The sequence below is a fragment of the Streptomyces sp. NPDC051738 genome (genome assembly GCF_044453205.1).
Taxonomy (GTDB): domain Bacteria; phylum Actinomycetota; class Actinomycetes; order Streptomycetales; family Streptomycetaceae; genus Streptomyces.
On the sequence record NZ_JBITCM010000015.1, the window covers coordinates 77,224 to 95,621 of the forward strand.

At 71.2% G+C, this 18,398-nt stretch carries 14 protein-coding genes; 8 read left to right on the forward strand and 6 right to left on the reverse strand.

Features of this window, described 5'->3' with window-relative positions; genetic code table 11:
• Window positions 1-70: 70 nt before the first annotated feature.
• Window positions 71-712, reverse strand: coding sequence for a DNA alkylation repair protein (locus ACIA8X_RS31190; RefSeq protein WP_399459727.1), 642 nt, complete (start codon window positions 710-712; stop codon window positions 71-73).
• A 189-nt stretch (window positions 713-901) separates the two neighbouring features.
• Here ACIA8X_RS31190 and ACIA8X_RS31195 point away from each other — a divergent pair, with 189 nt between their 5' ends.
• From ACIA8X_RS31195 to ACIA8X_RS31205, 3 genes are read left to right on the forward strand one after another with little or no spacing between them, the layout of a single operon-like run.
• Complete coding sequence (locus tag ACIA8X_RS31195) at window positions 902-1,732, forward strand: ABC transporter ATP-binding protein (protein WP_399459685.1); 831 nt, start codon at window positions 902-904, stop codon at window positions 1,730-1,732.
• 23 nt (window positions 1,733-1,755) lie between these two features.
• A complete protein-coding gene (locus ACIA8X_RS31200) occupies window positions 1,756-2,748 on the forward strand; it encodes an iron-siderophore ABC transporter substrate-binding protein (protein ID WP_399459686.1) in 993 nt (330 codons plus the stop codon).
• A 4-nt stretch (window positions 2,749-2,752) separates the two neighbouring features.
• Complete coding sequence (locus ACIA8X_RS31205; RefSeq protein WP_393444218.1) at window positions 2,753-4,822, forward strand: iron ABC transporter permease; 2,070 nt, start codon at window positions 2,753-2,755, stop codon at window positions 4,820-4,822.
• Window positions 4,823-4,860: 38 nt separating this feature from the next.
• Here the strand turns inward: ACIA8X_RS31205 and ACIA8X_RS31210 are convergent, their stop codons facing one another.
• Window positions 4,861-7,308, reverse strand: a complete 2,448-nt coding sequence (locus ACIA8X_RS31210; RefSeq protein WP_399459687.1) for a SpoIIE family protein phosphatase — start codon at window positions 7,306-7,308, stop codon at window positions 4,861-4,863.
• Window positions 7,309-7,364: 56 nt separating this feature from the next.
• Entirely contained in the window at window positions 7,365-9,491 is a 2,127-nt protein-coding gene (locus tag ACIA8X_RS31215; protein WP_399459688.1) for a SpoIIE family protein phosphatase, read from the reverse strand.
• Window positions 9,492-9,799: 308 nt separating this feature from the next.
• On the opposite strand from ACIA8X_RS31215, the gene ACIA8X_RS31220 reads away from it, so the two are divergent.
• Window positions 9,800-13,174: a pyruvate carboxylase gene (locus ACIA8X_RS31220; RefSeq protein WP_399459689.1), complete on the forward strand. Its 3,375-nt coding sequence runs from the start codon at window positions 9,800-9,802 to the stop codon at window positions 13,172-13,174.
• Window positions 13,175-13,275: 101 nt separating this feature from the next.
• Here the strand turns inward: ACIA8X_RS31220 and ACIA8X_RS31225 are convergent, their stop codons facing one another.
• Complete coding sequence (locus ACIA8X_RS31225; RefSeq protein WP_399459690.1) at window positions 13,276-13,788, reverse strand: hypothetical protein; 513 nt, start codon at window positions 13,786-13,788, stop codon at window positions 13,276-13,278.
• A 337-nt stretch (window positions 13,789-14,125) separates the two neighbouring features.
• Between ACIA8X_RS31225 and ACIA8X_RS31230 the strand changes: the two genes are divergently transcribed.
• From ACIA8X_RS31230 to ACIA8X_RS31240, 3 genes are all read left to right on the forward strand, one after another.
• Window positions 14,126-14,929 carry an aminoglycoside adenylyltransferase domain-containing protein gene (locus ACIA8X_RS31230; protein ID WP_393444208.1) on the forward strand — a complete coding sequence of 268 codons (804 nt, stop codon included), beginning with the start codon at window positions 14,126-14,128 and terminating at the stop codon, window positions 14,927-14,929.
• Between the two features lie 176 nt (window positions 14,930-15,105).
• The gene (locus ACIA8X_RS31235; RefSeq protein WP_399459691.1) at window positions 15,106-16,026 is read left to right on the forward strand and encodes a helix-turn-helix domain-containing protein; all 921 of its coding nucleotides are present in this window, start codon (window positions 15,106-15,108) and stop codon (window positions 16,024-16,026) included.
• 206 nt (window positions 16,027-16,232) lie between these two features.
• Window positions 16,233-16,595 (forward strand): luciferase family protein, encoded by a 363-nt coding sequence (locus ACIA8X_RS31240; protein WP_393444204.1) that lies wholly within the window; start codon window positions 16,233-16,235, stop codon window positions 16,593-16,595.
• A 71-nt stretch (window positions 16,596-16,666) separates the two neighbouring features.
• Here ACIA8X_RS31240 and ACIA8X_RS31245 read toward each other — a convergent pair whose 3' ends face one another.
• Entirely contained in the window at window positions 16,667-17,074 is a 408-nt protein-coding gene (locus ACIA8X_RS31245) for a RidA family protein (RefSeq protein WP_393444202.1), read from the reverse strand.
• A gap of 320 nt (window positions 17,075-17,394) precedes the next feature.
• On the opposite strand from ACIA8X_RS31245, the gene ACIA8X_RS31250 reads away from it, so the two are divergent.
• Complete coding sequence (locus ACIA8X_RS31250; protein WP_399459692.1) at window positions 17,395-17,685, forward strand: DUF6355 family natural product biosynthesis protein; 291 nt, start codon at window positions 17,395-17,397, stop codon at window positions 17,683-17,685.
• 109 nt (window positions 17,686-17,794) lie between these two features.
• On the opposite strand, the gene ACIA8X_RS31255 is transcribed toward ACIA8X_RS31250, so the two are convergent.
• Window positions 17,795-18,388 (reverse strand): 2'-5' RNA ligase family protein, encoded by a 594-nt coding sequence (locus ACIA8X_RS31255; RefSeq protein WP_399459693.1) that lies wholly within the window; start codon window positions 18,386-18,388, stop codon window positions 17,795-17,797.
• Between the last annotated feature and the right edge of the window lie 10 nt (window positions 18,389-18,398).

Consider the following 18,398-nt stretch of genomic DNA (forward strand, 5'->3'; position numbering starts at 1 on the left):
GGTTTCGGCGAATGTATGGTGTCGTCATCCGGACAAAATGCGCAAGAGGTCTGATCTGCATCACCGGCATCTAATCCTGCCGTCGGTGCACCATCTCCGTGATCCAGATGGGCGCGAACGGGGATGTGCAGCCAGGTGAAGTCGGGTAGTCCTTGAGCACCTCCAGGCGTTCGCCGATGTCGATCGCGCGGCCGCGGTGCTCGGCATGCTCGATCCCGATCTGAGCCAGACAGTGGTTCATGGCCCACTGCAGGCGATCCGGGGCGTCCTTCATCTCCGTCTCGACGACGTCGAGCAGTCCTGCCAGGTCGAGGTCCTCGGGCTTCTTCGCAACGCGGTCGGTGGTCAGCGCCCAGCCGGCGCTCGCGACCACCGGATCCGGGTCGGCCAGCCAGGCCAGGCGTAGCTCTTCGGAGTGCGGGTTCTTCTTCACCACGTAGTTCACGAGCCAGTCGTGCACCTTGGGTGTGCGCGCCTCGCGCAGCATGGCGTCCAGCTCGTCACGCGTGAACGCCTTCGGGCGACAGATCAGGAGCGCCAGCAGCCTGGCCGCGGTGTCACCCGTCTCCCAGAGCCGGCGCGCGAGTTCCTGCTGCGTCTTCAGCCGCTTCGCGAGCGCGCGCAGCTTGCCGAGGTTCACACCGTGATCGTCACCGTGTCTCTCGTTCACCTCGCGTGCCTTCGGGTCCTCGAGCTCGGCCAGTTCGGCCATCACCTCGGCGACCGTCGTCTCGGTCGGCGTTGTCTCGGACACCTCGGTCTCCTGTCCGTTCGCGGGCGGGATTCAGCCTACGAGGGAAGTCGGCCTCCTGCCGTGGGCCGACCTTGGCCGAAGTGTCACTTGCGTTCGGTCGTCCACTCCCTTCACAGATTCCACTTAGGTTAGGCTAACCTGTGCCCCGTGCGTGCGGGTGAAGAGACCTCTGCGGCGGAGCATCCCCGCGGTCATGAACTGTCGGCCACGGGAGTCACCGTGGCGTACGAAGGCGTCGACGTCGTACACGAGGCGTCGTTGGCGTTGCGGCCGGGCGAAGTGACGGTGCTGGTGGGCCCGAACGGCAGCGGGAAGTCGACACTCCTGCGCACGATCGCACGGCTGCAACGGCCCAGGACCGCCACACTCGTCATCGACGACACCGACGGCCTCGCGCTGACTCCTCGTGAGTTCTCGCGCCGGGTGGCGCTGCTGACGCAGGGTCGCCCCACGCCCAGCGGGCTGACCGTGCGCGACGTCGTCGAATTCGGCCGCTATCCGTACCGGGGCCGCTGGGGCAGGGCGGACCCGGACGGGCGGGCCGCGGTGGACCGCGCGCTCGCCATGACCGGCGTCGCGGAACTCGCCGAGCGCGGCGCCGAGCACCTGTCCGGCGGTCAGCTCCAGCGGGTGTGGCTCGCCGGCTGCCTCGCGCAGGAGACCGGCGTACTGCTCCTCGACGAGCCGACGACCTACCTCGACCTGCGCTACCAGGTCGAACTCCTCGACCTCATCCGCGACTTGGCCGACGACCACGGGATCGCCGTCGGCGCCGTCCTGCACGACCTCGACCAGGCCGCGGCCCTCGCCGACCGGATCGTGCTGCTGCAGGAGGGGCGCGTCGTCGCTGACGGCGTCCCCGAAGACGTACTGACCGCCCAGCGGCTCACCGACATCTACGGCATCCGCATCGAAGTCGGCACCGACCCGCTCACGGGCCATCTGCGCACCCGCGCGATCGGCCGCCATCACTCGTGAACCGAAAGGCTCAGCACACCCTCATGAGACGCCTGATGATGACTGCGGCGGTCGCCACCGCCGCGGCGCTCGCCCTGACCGCCTGCGGTACGACCGAGCCCGCCGCCGACAGCGACGACGCGAAGAAGACGAACGAGGCCATCACCCTCACCGACGCCTCCGGCGCGAAGGTCGAACTCGACGGGCCGGCCAAGAAGGTCGTCGGCACCGAGTGGCACGAGGTCGAGCTCCTGGTATCGCTGGGCGTCGAACCGGTCGGCGTCGCGGACGTCAAGGGCTACAAGACCTGGGACCAGGCGGTCCCCCTGAAGAACGAGCCCAAGGACATCGGCACCCGCGGCGAGCCCAGCATGGACACCATCGCCGCCCTGTCCCCGGACCTCATCGTCGCCAGCACCGACCTGCCCCCGGCCGCCGTGAAGCAGCTGCGCAAGGTCGCCCCGGTCCTGGAGGTGCGCTCCGCCAACGCCGCCGACCCGATCGGGCAGATGACGGAGAACCTCGACCTGATCGCCCGGGCCACCGGCATCACCGAGCAGGCCGACAAGCTCAAGAAGGACTTCGACGCGAAGGTCACCGAGGGCAAGAAGGCCCTCGCGGATGCCAAGCTCGGCGGTGCGCCGTACGCCTTCGCCGACGGCTACGACATCTCCAACCAGGGATCGATCCGGCCGTTCACCAGCGGCTCCCTCATCGGCGCGGTCAACGAGAAGCTCGGTTTGAAGAACGCCTGGACCGTCAAGGGCGACAAGGACTACGGGCTCGGCACCACCGACGTCGAAGGCCTCACCAAGCTGGGCGACGACGTGCGGTTCGCCTACATCGCCAACGACGGTGACAAGAGCAGCACACCGTTCACCGCGAACGGCGCCCTGTCCAAGGACAAGGTGTGGGCCTCCCTGCCGTTCGTGGAGAAGGGCAACGTCCACCGACTGCCCGACGGCATCTGGATGTTCGGCGGTCCCCAGTCGATGGAGGCGTACATCGACGCCGTCGTCGCCGAGCTGACGAAGTAGCGCCATGGCCGTCACCGCGACACCCCCCGTCACCCGTACGCCGGCGGAGACCACGTCCCGGGCGGGCGCGGCCGTGGTGACGGCCCTTCTGGTCCTGCTGGTCGCGGCCCTCGCGGTCGTCGACATCACGCAGGGCACCGCCGCCGTCGGCGCCGGTGAGGTGTGGAAGGCGTTCACCGGCCGGGCCGACGCCTCCGACGCGTCCGTCGTCATCGCCTCCCGGCTGCCGAGGGCAACCGCCGGACTCCTCGTCGGGGCCGTGCTCGGCATGGCCGGCACCGTCCTCCAGGCGGTCAGCCGCAACGTGCTCGCCTCGCCCGACACCCTCGCGGTGAACGCGGGTTCCTACCTGGCGCTCGGGCTGGTCGCCGTCACCGGCGTCTCGCTGCCCCTGCTCGCCTCCTCCGGCGTCGCGTTCGTCGGAAGCCTCGCTTCGGCGGCCGTCGTCCTCGGACTGTCGGGCCTCGGCGCGGGCACCGTCCGGCTCGTGCTCGCCGGCACCGCCCTCGCCCTCGGACTCACCGCCGTCACCGAAGGGCTGCTCCTGCTCTTCCCCCAGGAGACCGAAGGCCTCTACCGGTGGAACCAGGGCAGCATCGCGCAGAGCGGCTTCGACGGCGTGGTCCAGATGGCGCCCATCTGCCTCGCCGGGCTGCTCGGACTGCTGCTGGTCGCCCGCCGGATCGACGCCCTGGCCCTCGGCGACGACGCCGCTCGTGGCCTCGGCGTGCCGGTCCGTGCCACCCGGGTCACGGCGGTCGTCCTCGCCTCACTGCTGTCCGCGGTGGCCGTCACCCTCGCCGGACCGATCGGCTTCGTCGGCCTGTGCGCCCCCGCCCTCGTCCGCTCCCTCGCCCGCAGGTTCCGCGCCTTCACCCGGTCGCGGACGCGGCTTCCGATCGCGGCGCTGACCGGCGCCGCGCTGGTGCTCGGCTCGGACGTGCTGCTGCGCGCCCTCGTACCGGCCGACCTGGCGGTCGCCGTGCCCACGGGTGTCGTCACCAGCCTCGTGGGCGCGGTGTTCCTGGTCGTCATGGCCACGCGGCTGAAGGACACGGCCGCGGCCACCGCACCCGATCGGCTGCGCATCAGAAGCCGTGCCGTGTTCCTCACCACCACCGCCGTCCTGGTCACGGTGGTCGTCGGCGTGACGATCGCAGCCGTGCTGCTCGGCGACAGCAAGCTGCTGCTGGGCGACGTCGTGAACTGGGCGCAGGGCAACGCCGGTCGGACCGTCTCCTTCGTCCTCGACACACGGGTGCCCCGGGTCCTCGCGGCGCTCCTCGCGGGCGCGGCGCTCGCCCTGGCGGGAACGCTCGTCCAGGCGGTGACCCGCAATCCGCTCGCGGAGCCCGGCGTCCTCGGCGTCTCCGGCGGGGCCGCGCTCGGTGCGGTCCTCCTGGTGACGAGCGTGCCCCTGGCCGGCTCGTGGGGCATGGCGGGCGCGGCCTTCCTGGGCGCCGCGATCAGTTCGGTCATCGTCTTCGGACTCGCCGCGCGCGGCGGGTTCCAACAGAACCGGCTCGTCCTGGTCGGCATCGGAGTCGCCACCGGATCCACGGCCCTGATCAGCCTGCTCATCGTCCTCACCGACCCCTTCAACGCGACCAAGGCCCTCACCTGGCTGTCCGGCTCCACCTACGGACGGACCATGCCCGACGTCGCCCCGCTCGCGGCCGTCCTCGTCCTGGGGCTGGCCGTCGCCGTCCTACGACGCACCGAACTGGACCTCGTGTCGCTCGACGAGGACACCCCGAGGCTCCTCGGCCTCGGCCTGGCGCGGGGGCGGTTCGGCTTCCTCGTCCTCAGCGTCCTGCTGAGCGCCACCGCCGTGGCCGCGGCGGGCACGATCGGCTTCGTGGGCCTCGTCGCCCCGCACGCGGCCCGGGCGCTGGTGGGCCGACGGCACGTCCGCGTGGTCCCGGTCGCCGTACTCCTGGGCGCCGCGCTGGTCTGCACTGCCGACCTGCTGGGCCGTACCGTGATCGCACCGGCCCAACTCGGCGCCGGTCTGATGACGGCGGTGATCGGCACGCCGTACTTCCTCGATCTCCTCGTGCGCAGCCGCCGGTAGCGGGCATACGGATGTCCGGGCGGGGACTTCGACAAGGGTCAGGCGCCCGAGTCCTCCTGAGGTGCCGTCAGTGACTGCTCGGCCCAGATGGTCTTTCGGTTGCGGCCGTAGCGCGTGCCCCACCGTTCGGACAGCTGGGCCACCAGGAACAGGCCACGTCCTCCCTCGTCGGTGCCGCGGGCCTGGCGCAGATGGGGGGAGGTGCTGCTGGTGTCGGAGACCTCGCAGATGAGATGGCCGTCCCGGATCAGCCTCAGCTGTACCGGGCCACCGGCGTACCGGTAGGCGTTCGTGATCAGTTCGCTCACGATCAGCTCGGTGGTGAAGGCGAACTCCTCCAGCCCCCACTCGGCCAGCCGGTCCCTCACCAGCGTCCGGGCCCGGCCCGCCGCGGTGGGCTCGGCCGACAGCTTCCAGGTGGCCACGTTCTGCGCCGCCAGCACCCGGGTCCGGGCCAGCAGCAGCGTGACGTCGTCGGCGGCCCGGTCGGGCAGCATCGAGTCCTCCACCGCCTTGCAGGTGTCCTCCAGTGAGTGGAACGGACCGGCCAGCACGGAACGCAGCTGGGCCAGTCCCTGGTCGATGTCGCGGTGGTCGGCCAGGAGGAGGCCGTCGCTGTAAAGGGCGATCAGGCTGCCCTCGGCCAGTTCGATCTCGGCCGTCTCGAACGGCAGGCCGCCCAGGCCGAGCGGTGGTCCGGCGGGGAGGTCGATCGGGCGCGTCCCGCCGTCAGGGCCCAGCACGGTGGGCGGCGGGTGCCCGGCGCGGGCCATGGCGCAGTGCCGGGAGACCGGATCGTAGACCGCGTACAGGCAGGTCGCGCCCACGATCCGGGGCGTGCTCCGGTCGGCTGCCCGCTGTTCGGTGTCCAGATGGTCCACCAGGTCGTCGAGCCGCGCGAGGACCTCGTCCGGCGCCAGGTCGAGGTGCGCCAGGGTGTGTACGGCGGCGCGCAGCCGGCCCATGGTCGCCGAGGCGTGCATGCCATGGCCTACGACATCGCCTACGACCAGGGCGACGCGCAGTCCGGACAGGGGGATCACGTCGAACCAGTCGCCGCCGACCCCGGCGGAGGCGTGTGCGGGCAGGTAGCGGTGCGCTGTCTCGACCGCCGGGTGCTCGGGCACCTCACTGGGCAGCAGGCTGCGCTGGAGGGCCTCGGCGGCGTTGTGCTGCTGGGTGTAGCGGCGGGCGTTGTCGATGCAGACCGCGGCTCTGGCGGCGAACTCCTCCGCCAGGGTCAGGTCGTCCTCCTCGAACGGCTCCGGCCGCTGCGAGCGCCACAGGCACACCAGGCCGAGGACGGTACCGCGGGCGGCCAGCGGCACCACCATCAGGGAGTGGACACCCATCGCGAGTGCCTTCGCGGTCCGTTCCGGCTCGGCGGTGAACCATCCGCGATTGCCCTCCAGGAGGGGCTCGAGGACCGGACGCCGTTCGGCCAGGCAACGTGACGGCGCCGTGTCCTCGGGGAAGGAGAACAGATGGCCGACGGGATACATCACCTGCCGAGCCTCGGGCTGGATGCTGTGCGCCGCCATCCTGCGCAGCGGGCCCATGGCGTCGGGGGCCGGTTCCTCCCCGCGGGGCACGGGTTCCAGCAGATCCACCGAGAGCGCGTCGGCCAGCGCGGGAACCGCCGCCTCGGCCAGTTCGCGCGCCGTCCTGGCCACGTCCAGGGTGCTGCCGATCCTGGCGCCGGCCTCGTTGATCAGTTGGAGTCGCTGACGGGCCCGATGGCGGTCGGTGACGTCCTCGACGATCTCGGTGACGCCCAGCACCCTGCCGGAGGGGTCCTGCATCCGGAAGGCGGACACGGAGACGATCAGTTCCTTCTGGGAGTCCCGCAGCAATCGGCAGGTCTGCTCGGCGAAGATCAAGGGCTGGCCCGTCTCCAGAACCCCCCGGAGCCGTCGCTCGATCAGTTCCGAGTCCGGGCCGAGCAGGAAGTCGGAGGTGCGAAGCCCGCGGTACGCCTCGGCCGACAGCCCGCCGAACCGCGCGATGGCCCGGTTCACCCGCAGGATGCGCAGGTCCGGGCCGAGCACCGCGACTCCCACTGGGGACCGGCGGAAGAAGCCGTCCAGCACGGACCGGTCGATCTCCCACTGGGTGATGTCCTCGGCGAGCGCGCCGACGAGGAGCCACTCGACGGTGGAGTCCACACGTTGCACTCTCCGGGCCCTGAACCCCACGTACACGCGGTCACCCGCGCGGTTGCGGACCGGCAGCAACCCGAACCAGCCGCGCTCCCGCAGGCACGCCGTGGTCGCTTCGGCGATCAGGGCCTCGTCCCCGCTCTCGACCAGGACTTCCCGTACCGGCCGGCCCAGCACCTCGTCGGGCCGGTGCCCGAGGAGCGTGGTGGCCTGTTCGCTCCAAGCGACGATCCTTCCGCGGCGGTCCAGAACGGCGGACGCGGACTGGTGGATCGAAAACGGGTCCTCCGGGCTTTCACTGAGCGTCTTCGGGGATGTGTTGTGCATCGCCCACCCATCTCGCGCCGTTGGCGGGGCCCGCAGAACGGCGCCCCGGGGCGCTCCTACCGATCCGAGTGCCTGGTTTGCTGCGGCTCACCCCCAGTATCGGTTGTACGGGCATCGTGTGCCCGGGCGAGGAGCACCGCCACGTCGTCGTCCGCCGCCTCGGGCATGACGTGGGCCAGGAGGTCGTCGCAGACCTGTTCCAGCGGATGCCCGGGATGCCGTAGCGCCTGCGCCAGCCGGCGCATGCCCTGGTCGAGATCCTTGCCGCGGGTCTCGATCAGACCGTCGGTGTAGATCACCAGGAGACTGTGCGGCGGCAGGGGCACCCGCTGGACCTGGCAGTCCTGCCTGCCCACGCCCAGGGGCGGGCCCGCGGATCCGTCCAGGAAGGCGACCGTTCCCCGCCCGTCGGCGACCAAAGGGGGCGGGTGGCCCGCCCTGACGATCAGACAGTGACCGGTGCCCGGGTCGTGGACGGCGTACAGGCAGGTGGCCATCTCGTTGTCGCCGAGGTCCGCCACGGCGGCGTCCAGGGCGCGCAGCACCTCGTCGGGCGGAGTGTCCCGGCGTGCCAGGGTCCGTACGGCGGTGCGCAGCTGTCCCATGACCGCCGCCGCGTGGATGCCGTGCCCCATCACGTCCCCGATCACCAGCGCGGTCCGGCCGCCCGACAGGGCGATGGCGTCGAACCAGTCGCCTCCGACCTCGTGATCACCGGCCGGCAGATAGCGCCCGGTGAGTTCCAGCCCCCTGACCGTGGGCAGCGAGGGGTTCATCAGGCTGCGCTGGAGGGTGAGCGCCGCGTCGCGTTCCCGGCTGTACATGCGCGCGTTGTCGATGTTCAGCGCCGCTCGGGCGACCAACTCGTCGATCAGCAGCGTGTCCTGGTCGTCGAACGGCTCTCGGTCCCGGGTCCGGGTCACCGCGACCGCGCCGAGCACCGTGCCCCGCGCCACCAACGGGATCAGGCGCGCCGAGCCCACGCGGGCGCGCAGGTACTCGCGAAGCCAGTCGGCGCCGGGGGTGGTGACCAGCGGGCCGATGTCGTTCAGGTAGAGGTTCATGGGACGCCCGGCACTGATGAGCCGCTCGTACATCGAGCCGGGAGGGAGCTGAAGGGTCATGCCGACCGCGAGGTAGTCGGCAGGCGCGGCCGGATCCGTGAAGGTCGCCGCGACACGCCGGACCACACCGTGCGCCGACGCGGCGGTCTCGTCCGGGGCCATCGCCTCCTCCAGCAACTGAACGTCGGCGGAGTCCGCGAGCCGGGGCACCAGGACGCGGACCACCTCCTGCGCCGTCTGCGTCAGGTCCAGGGTGGAACCCATCTGCGTACCCGCCTCCACCAGCAGCGCGAGGCGCTGCCGTGCCCGTTCCGCCTCCAGGTGGGCCCGCTGCCCCTCCGTGACGTCGATCAGCGAGGCGATCACACCCACCCGTTGGCCGGCCCCGCCGAGCAAGGGGGCGTAGGAGCAGGACCACGTCCGCATCCGTTGCGGGTCCGACGTGCCGGACGTGTAGCGGAAGTCGACCACCGCCTCACCTCGGTCGAGGACCTGGCGCATCACCGTCTCCAGCGCGCCCGCGCCAGGGGCGACCTCGGTCACGCGTCTGCCGACGTGCTCGGCCACCGGGACACCGTCGATCCGGGACAGAGCCTCGTTGACCCGGAGGAAACGCAGGTCGGGGCCGAGCATGGCCAGGCCGATCGGGGACTGGGTGAACAGCCCCTCCAGCGCGGCCAGCGCATCCCGCATCCGCTCCACGGCGGAGGTCTCGGCCGCGATCGCCAGCACACCTGGACGTCCCCGCGCATCCGCGAACGGACAGTGCCACATCTCCATGTCGACCACGGACCCGTCGCGATGCCGGACCGGCAGCCGTGCGACCACTGCCGCACCCGTCCGCACCGTCCGGCCCAGCCGGTCGGCCAGCTCCCGGTTCTCCTCGGGTACGAGTACACGCCTGGCGTCCTGACCCACCATCTCCTCCGGCGTGTGACCGAGCAGGTCCTGCGCCGCGAGCGACCACTGCACCAGGCGCCCATCGGCATCGACCACCCAGAGCGCGAGCGGGAGCAGGTCCTGGAACACCCCCGCATGGCCCGCCGCGGACGGGCGCCGATCCGGCGTTTCGCCGATCGCGTCGTGGGCATCCGCACCGCGGTGACTCGCGCTGGTCATAGGGGCACCTCGCTCACACCGCCCTTGACCACAAAAGGCTCAAGGACAGCCTAGGCCCGTCCGGCCGCGCGAGGGCCGTTGATCGATCATCGATAAGTGGCCCGGCTCACATGGCGTGAGCGGGGCACCGCCGACACCATGGGTGCGCAGAGCCTGTGTGATGTCTCCGGCCGGATCAGCGCGCGGCGTCATGGGGGTCCCCCGCGCGAGGTTGTTCGAGCGTGGGGGAGCGTGCGTGCCAGGCGTCGCGCGCCCGGCCGGAGACATGACACAGGCTCTCCGTCACCGGCAGGCTGAAGGGATCCAGAATGTTCCGCAAGGTGCTGGTCGCCAACCGCGGCGAGATCGCGATTCGGGCGTTCCGCGCAGGCTACGAGCTGGGCGCGCGCACCGTCGCCGTCTTCCCGCACGAGGACCGCAACTCCCTGCACCGGCTCAAGGCCGACGAGGCCTATGAGATCGGTCAGCCGGGGCACCCGGTGCGGGCTTATCTCTCCGTGGAGGAGATCGTCCGCGCGGCACGCCGGGCGGGAGCCGACGCCGTCTACCCGGGGTACGGATTCCTGTCCGAGAACCCCGATCTGGCCCGGGCCTGCGAAGAGGCGGGCATCACGTTCGTCGGACCGAGCGCGGAGATCCTGGAGCTGACCGGGAACAAGGCGCGCGCGGTGGCGGCGGCCCGCGCGGCCGGCGTGCCGGTGCTGGGTTCCTCGGAGCCGTCCAACGACGTGGACGAGCTCGTCCGTGCCGCCGAGGACGTCGGCTTTCCCGTGTTCGTCAAGGCGGTCGCGGGCGGCGGCGGGCGCGGCATGCGCCGTGTCGAGGACCGCGCCCAGCTGCGCGAGTCCATCGAGGCGGCATCGCGGGAGGCGGCGTCCGCGTTCGGTGACCCCACGGTCTTCCTGGAGAAGGCGGTCGTCGAGCCCCGCCACATCGAGGTGCAGATCCTCGCCGACGGGCAGGGCAACGTCATCCACCTGTTCGAGCGGGACTGTTCGGTGCAGCGCCGCCACCAGAAGGTCATCGAACTCGCCCCCGCACCGAACCTCGACCCGGAGCTGCGCGACCGCATCTGCGCCGACGCCGTGCGGTTCGCCCGGCAGATCGGCTACCGCAACGCCGGCACCGTGGAGTTCCTGCTGGACCGCGACGGCAACCACGTCTTCATCGAGATGAACCCGCGCATCCAGGTCGAGCACACGGTCACCGAGGAGGTCACCGACGTCGACCTGGTGCAGTCGCAACTGCGCATCGCCGCCGGCGAGTCGCTCGCCGACCTCGGCCTCGCCCAAGAGACCGTCACCCTGCGCGGCGCCGCGCTCCAGTGCCGTATCACCACCGAGGACCCGGCCAACGGCTTCCGCCCGGACACCGGCCGCATCAGCGCCTACCGCTCGCCCGGCGGCTCGGGCATCCGCCTCGACGGCGGAACCACCCACGCCGGTACGGACATCAGCGCCCACTTCGACTCCATGCTGGTGAAACTCACCTGCCGTGGCCGGGACTTCACCGCCGCGGTGGGCCGCGCCCGGCGCGCCGTGGCCGAGTTCCGCATCCGGGGTGTGGCCACCAACATCCCGTTCCTGCAAGCGGTGCTGGACGACCCCGACTTCCGGGCCGGCAAGGTCACCACGTCGTTCATCGAGCAGCGCCCGCACCTGCTCACCGCCCGCCACTCCGCCGACCGCGGCACGAAGCTGCTCACCTACCTCGCCGACGTCACGGTCAACAAGCCGCACGGCGAACGGCCCGATCTGATCGACCCGTTGACCAAGCTGCCCGCGCTGCCGGCCGGTGAGCCGCCGGCCGGGTCCCGGCAGCGGCTGGCCGAACTGGGCCCGGAGGGCTTCGCGAGCTGGCTGCGCGCGTCGCCGACCATCGGCGTCACCGACACCACGTTCCGCGACGCCCACCAGTCGCTGCTCGCCACCCGCGTGCGCACCAAGGACATGCTCGCCGTCGCCCCGGTGGTGGCCCGCACCCTGCCCCAGCTGCTGTCCCTGGAGTGCTGGGGCGGCGCGACCTACGACGTCGCCCTGCGCTTCCTCGCCGAGGACCCGTGGGAGCGCCTGGCGGCCCTGCGGGAGGCCGCGCCGAACATCTGCCTCCAGATGCTGCTGCGCGGCCGCAACACCGTGGGTTACACGCCGTATCCCACCGAGGTGACCGACGCGTTCGTGCAGGAGGCGGCGGCCACCGGCATCGACATCTTCCGCATCTTCGACGCCCTCAACGACGTCGACCAGATGCGGCCGGCCATCCAGGCCGTACGGGAGACCGGCACGGCCGTCGCGGAGGTGGCCCTGTGCTACACCTCCGACCTGTCGAACCCGGCGGAGCGCCTGTACACCCTGGACTACTACCTGCGCCTGGCCGAGCGGATCGTGGCCGCGGGCGCCCACGTCCTGGCCGTCAAGGACATGGCCGGGCTGCTGCGGGCACCGGCCGCGGCGAAGCTGGTGTCGGCCCTGCGCCGGGAGTTCGACCTGCCGGTGCACATCCACACCCACGACACCGCGGGCGGCCAGCTCGCCACCTACCTCGCCGCGATCCAGGCGGGCGCGGACGCGGTCGACGGCGCGGTGGCGTCCATGGCGGGCACCACCTCGCAGCCGTCGCTGTCGGCGATCGTGGCCGCGACCGACCACTCCGAGCGGCCCACCGGCCTGGACCTCCAGGCAGTCGGCGACCTGGAGCCGTACTGGGAGAGCGTCCGCAAGGTCTACGCCCCCTTCGAGGCGGGTCTCGCCTCACCGACCGGCCGCGTCTACCACCACGAGATCCCCGGCGGGCAGCTCTCCAACCTGCGCACCCAGGCGGTCGCGCTGGGACTGGGCGACCGTTTCGAGGACATCGAGGCGATGTACGAAGCCGCCGACCGGATGCTCGGCCGCCTGGTGAAGGTCACCCCTTCGTCGAAGGTGGTCGGCGACCTGGCCCTGCACCTGGTGGGCGCCGGCGTGTCCCCGGCGGACTTCGAGACCGACCCGGACCGGTTCGACATCCCCGACTCCGTCATCGGCTTCCTGCGCGGCGAGCTGGGCACCCCGCCCGGCGGCTGGCCCGAGCCGTTCCGCAGCAAGGCGCTGCGGGGCCGCGCCGAGGCCAAGCCGCTGCAGGAGCTCACCGCCGACGACCGCGAAGGGCTCGCGAAGGACCGGTGCGCCACGCTCAACCGGCTGCTGTTCCCGGGCCCGACGCGCGAGTTCGACACGCACCGTGACACCTACGGCGACACCAGCGTGCTGGACAGCAAGGACTTCTTCTACGGTCTGCGCCCCGGCAAGGAGTACTCCGTCGACCTCGAACGCGGTGTGCGGCTGCTGATCGAGTTGCAGGCCGTCGGCGACGCGGACGAGCGGGGCATGCGCACCGTGATGTCCACCCTGAACGGCCAGCTGCGGCCGATCCAGGTCCGCGACCGGGCGGCGGCCTCCGACGTCCCGGTGACGGAGAAGGCCGACCGGGCCAACCCCGGGCATGTCGCGGCGCCGTTCGCCGGCGTGGTCACCCTCACGGTCGCCGAGGGGGAGGAGGTAGCGGCCGGTGCCACGGTGGCCACCATCGAGGCGATGAAGATGGAGGCGTCCATCACGGCCGCGAGGTCCGGCACGGTGGCGCGACTGGCCATCAACCGCGTCCAGCAGGTCGAGGGCGGCGACCTTCTGGTCGAACTCGCCTGAGCCGCCCGACGTCTGGCCCCGCGCAGGAGAAGTACCTGCGCGGGGCTTCGCGGACCTGGCCGGACCACCGGTCGGAGGCCGGCCGGTCCGACGGTCGGACGTCAGGCGCAGACCACCCGCGTCTCCGGCGTGAAGACCGGGCCGCCGCTGGTGTTCGTCGCGTCGCTGAACTCGGCGTAGTAGTACGAGTAGAAGCCGATGTTGCCGTTGCAGCCCGAATCGGCGGCGACCTGGAGGGTGAGCGTCACGGTGCGGCTCTGCCCGGGCGGGATGGTGGCGCCGTAGTTCGGGCCGAGGTTGTTGGGGCCGGTACCGGAGCAGGGCGTGCTGCCGGCGGCGGTGGCGAGGGTGCAGCCCGTGAAGCTGTACTTCAGGTCGGGGCGCTGGGTGGTGAGCCAGGTGGGCTCGATCGTCTGGTAGACGAACAGGACGTCGTACGTCTTGTTGTTGGTCATCGTCATCGAGAGTTGCACCGAGCCGCCGGGTGTCGCGGTGGCGGCATCGGTGGTGAACGTCAGGCCGGCCGGTGCGGGGTCCGCCGCGCTCGCGCCGGGGGCCAGCCCGAACACGGTGAGCAGGAGACCGAGGACGGCGGTGAGACCCACGCGTCTCATACGTGTTGATCGCATGGCCCGGGAGGCTAGGCATCCGGCGCACACGTCGTCTGCCCCTCGATGCGCGCACCGACGGCGAAACGGCCGAATGTGTCTCTGATGTGATGACCATGTGTTGAGTCTGTGAAGTGAGGGTCTGGGTTGCATCCGCGCACGACACCGGGAGGCCGGCGGCAGCGCGCGGGGGTGGCGGAGTGCCCGCCCCCGGCAAGGCCGCACAAGCCGATATTGGCGTGATCTCGGATGCCCCGGGAGCCACGACACGTCACCAGGTCCGGAGGTTCTCGGGCATGCGTCGATTTCCCGCCTCGTTCCCGTCTCGACGGACACTGACCGTATGACCCGGACCCTCGCGGACCCGCGCTCCGTCCCCGCCGAACTCCGCCCCTACCTCCAGGAGGTCGTCCACCGCACGCAGGCCGTGTGCGGATCCCGTCTGGTGAGCGTCATCGCGGTCGGTTCCGTCGCGCTCGGCGACTACCGGCACGGGCGCAGCGACACCGACGTGACGGTGGTCGTGGACGCGCCCCTCCCCGGGCGAGCGCTGTCCGACCTGGCCGCCGCACTCGCGCATCCCGCCCTGCCCTGCCCGGCGGCGGGACTGGAACTGGTGGTCTACGACAAGGACTTCGCGGCCCGGCCGTCCGGCGAGGCGGGCTACCTGCTGGACCTCAACACCGGACCCCTGCTGCCCGACCGGGTCAGCTTCGACCCGACGGACTCCCCGGCCTTCTGGTACGTCATCGACCGCTCCGTCGCTCATCAGGCCGGACGAGCGCTGTACGGCAGCCCGGCGCGGGCGGTGATCGCCGAACCGGCCCGAGCCGACCTGCTCACGGCGCTCCGTGCCTCGGTCCGTGAGCACAGCGGAGGCGAGGGACATCTCGCGGACAACCGGGTCCTCAACGGCTGCCGCTCGGTGCACTTCTGCCGTACGGGCCGCTGGCAGGCCAAACGCCGGGCGGCGCAGGCGATCGCCGCGTCCGAGGAACGCTTCCGCCCCCTCCTGACGGCCGCACTGCGCAGCTACGAACGCCCACGCGCTGCGGCGACCGCACTGCCCACCACCGATGTACAGGCATTCCTGGCCTGGGTGGCCGAACGCGTCGACGAGACGGCTGCCGAGGATCGGGCGGGGTAGGGCACGGATCCGACCCCCGTTGCCCTTCGGGCGCAACCCCCTCATCGGATCTGCACCCATCCGCATCTCAACTCCACCGCGTTCGCCCACGAGCCGGGTGCGGCGACGTGGATACTGTGCAGCAAGCGGAATGACCGGCTGTCGCACCGGGCAGCCGACGAGGGGTGAGCCTCTTGGTGGTTCATGGTGTTCGGGGCGGCACGGCGGGTGCGGGTGCGGTCGAGGTCGCGCGGCTGGGGGGTCTGTGGCGGGTCACGCGCCCCTGGCATCCGGGGTTGCGGCCGTTTCTGCGCAGCTATGTCGGCTACTGGGAAGCGGTGACCACGCCGTATGAGGCGCGGCTGGTGCCGACCGGGTGCGCGACCCTGCTGATCAGCCTCGCGGAGCCCTTTTCCCAGGTGCGGCGGTTGGGCGTACGGGGCGGGGGCAGCGGGAAGATCGGCTCGCTGGTGGTGGGGCTGGAGGACCGGCCCGCGATCTGCGTGCATCCCGGCGGCCAGGAGGCGATCCGGGTCGAGTTCACGCCGCTGGGCGCCTACCGGCTGTTCGGCATGCCGATGAGCGAGTTGACGAACCTGGCCATCGAGATCCGGGACGTTCTGGGTCCCGAAGCCAGGACGCTGGTGGAGCGGTTGGCGTCGACCCCGGACTGGGCGGCCAGATTCGATCTGCTGGACGCGGCGTTGCTCGCCCGGCTCGGGTACGGCCCGGAACCCGCGCCCGAGGTCGGCCACGCCTGGCAACTGCTCTCCGGCAGCGCGGGCGCCGTCCCGATCGCCCGTATCGCCGCCGAAGTGGGGTGGAGCCAGGGGTACTTGATCCGGCGGTTCACCCAGCAGATCGGGCTGACACCCAAGGCGTCCGCGCGGGTGCTGCGCTTTCGCCACGCTGTGGCGTTGCTCGGTCGCGGGGCCGTGAGCCTGACCGACCTCTCGACGGCCTGCGGCTTCTACGACCAGTCGCACCTCAACCGCGAGTTCCGGGCCATCGCAGGCACCACGCCCGGACAGATGGTGGCCTCTCGCCGGGTGGAAGGGGCGCTGGCTCTCGCGGCGAGTGCAAATTCGTCCAAGACCGAACCGACGGCCGGACGATAGCGTCCCCGCTGTACAACCGGTGGCCGGTCGGATGGCGCGGGGGACCGTCCGACCGGCCGGCGTGCGACTGCGAGACGCTACGTGCGACCGGGCTCTGAGGGCGCTGGGCGGGTATGCCAGCGGCTGTCCTGCTGCCAGGTGCTACGGACCGGTTAAGGCTTGCTCACGCCTTAGTGGACTGGCCATGAGCGCCCGATGATGGAGCCATGACCACGGCCTCACGTGCCATGACACAACTGACGAGCTGGCCGGACCTCTCGGAGGCCCCGCCCAGCTGCGGCACAGGTCGGGCGCTGCGCTCGGCCGGCGTCGAGATTGTGCACTTCCACTCGGACCGGAGCGTCGATCTGCACCTCACGGTCAGGACGATCCGTCGCTTCCAGGACGAACTGAAGAACTCGACCGCCATCCGGCTGGTGCCCGACTCGCCCTGGGTGACCATCCACCTGCAATGCGACGCGGACATCGACCTGCTCCTGACCCTGGCGAGCGTCGCCCTGCAGGCCCACCAGAGGCGGCCTGATGCGGACAACCGGTTCACGCGCTGCCACCAAGAACTCCGGCAGTGAACTGCGCCAACTGTCCGCGCAGTTCCTCGTGTGCCTGCGGGTGACCGGCCGCCCGCCGAGTCCTTTCCGCGTCAGTCCAGCACCGCGGTGGCCTCGATCTCGACCAGATGCTCCGGTACGTCCAGTGCCGCGACACCGATGAGTGTCGCGGGCGGCACCGGCGTGACGCCCAGTCGCTTGCCCGCGCGGGCGATGCCGTCCATGAGGCTGGGCATCTTGTCGGGGGTCCAGTCGACGACGTAGACGGTCAGCTTCGCCACGTCGTCGAAGGACGCGCCGGCTCCGGCCAGGGCGGTGGCGACATTGACGTAGCACTGCTCGACCTGGGCGGCGAGGTCGCCTTCGCCGACCGTGACGCCGTCGGTGTCCCAGGCGACCTGCCCGGCCATGAAGACCAGCTTCGAGCCGGACGCGACCGACACCTGCCGATAGGCGTCGATCTCCGGCAGTCCGGCGGGGTTCACCAAGGTGATGGCCATGCCGCACCTCTCCTTCCTCGAACCAGGACGCTCCTGGTCACTTCCCGTTCCTTGGAAACCATAGGAGAGTGTGCGCTGGCCTGGAAGAACGCACTTTTCGGTGACTGGGGAACCAGATGGAAACCAGGCAGCTCAAGGGCGGGTGGAGAACCGGGCACGATCACCTCATCGAGGGAGAGGCCAAACGATTCGCCAGGTGAACGGGACGACAGTCGATCAATCGCGTCGGGCGGCGCGGCGATCCTGGTTCCGGTATCCAACTGATCGGCGGACAAAGGCCTGTCCAGGCATGGTGTCCGCCACTGCCCAAGGAGTTCCCCTTGCGTGTTCGTCGTACGGTGACCGGCGCTCTCGCTTCCGCCGCCCTCGTGCTCACGTCCCTCGGTGCCCTGACCGCCCACGCGACCCCCGCGGCGGCCGACCCCTGCGGCTTCTTCGAGACCAGCGCCGACGCCTTCTACAACCACTGCACCTCCGACGGCTCAAGGGTGGTCATCAAGGTCGAGGTCGCGCTGGCCCCCGACTACGAGCGGTGCGTCGCGCCCGGCAAGACCTGGCTGGGCTCCGCCAGCAAGATCCAGGGGGCCCACTACCTCAACCGCACCTGCTGACCAGCAGTCACCCCGGCCCGGCGGGCCCGATTCCTTCCGCTTGTCGTGGCCTCGGTCGTTCGTGGGCCGGCTGAGGCCACGCGGTGGCAGGTCCGTTCGGCGGCGTGGGTCAGTGCGGCCGGCGGACCTCTCCCGTGCCCAGGCCGATCACGGCCCGGGGCCGCATGGGCTCCTCGCCGCGTCGGGAGAGCAGGACGACCTCCTCGACCGCCGCCGACAGCGTGCCGAGCCGGGCGGCGCACTCGGCGGCCAGGCGCCCCGGGTCCTGGGTGCGGCCGAGGGAGAGATGCGGGGTGAACCGGCCGCCGCGCCCACGACAGAGCGGGAACCGCAGATGCAGTTCCCGGCGGAGACGTGCCCACGGCGCCGGATCCGCCGCGGCCGGATCGAGCCACACCGTCGCGTAGTGCCGGTGCCGGAAGTACCGCACGCCGGTCAGGCGGGCCGTGAACGCCGTGTTCTGCGCGGCCCCGGCGCAGAGCAGCGGTACGGCCCGCGTGAACTCGTCCTCCGGCACGAAGCCGAACAGCAGATTCACATGCGGCGGCCACCGTCGCACCTGCGGATCGTGCTCCCAGCGGATGTCCTGAATGGCCGGCCAGAGCTCGCGCGGAGGCAACCACGCCACCGCCGTCCGAGCCGTCGGTGCCACCGCGAGCGCATCCACCGGCTCGGCTCCGCCGAAGACCGGACTTCCGTCCACGGGGCCATGG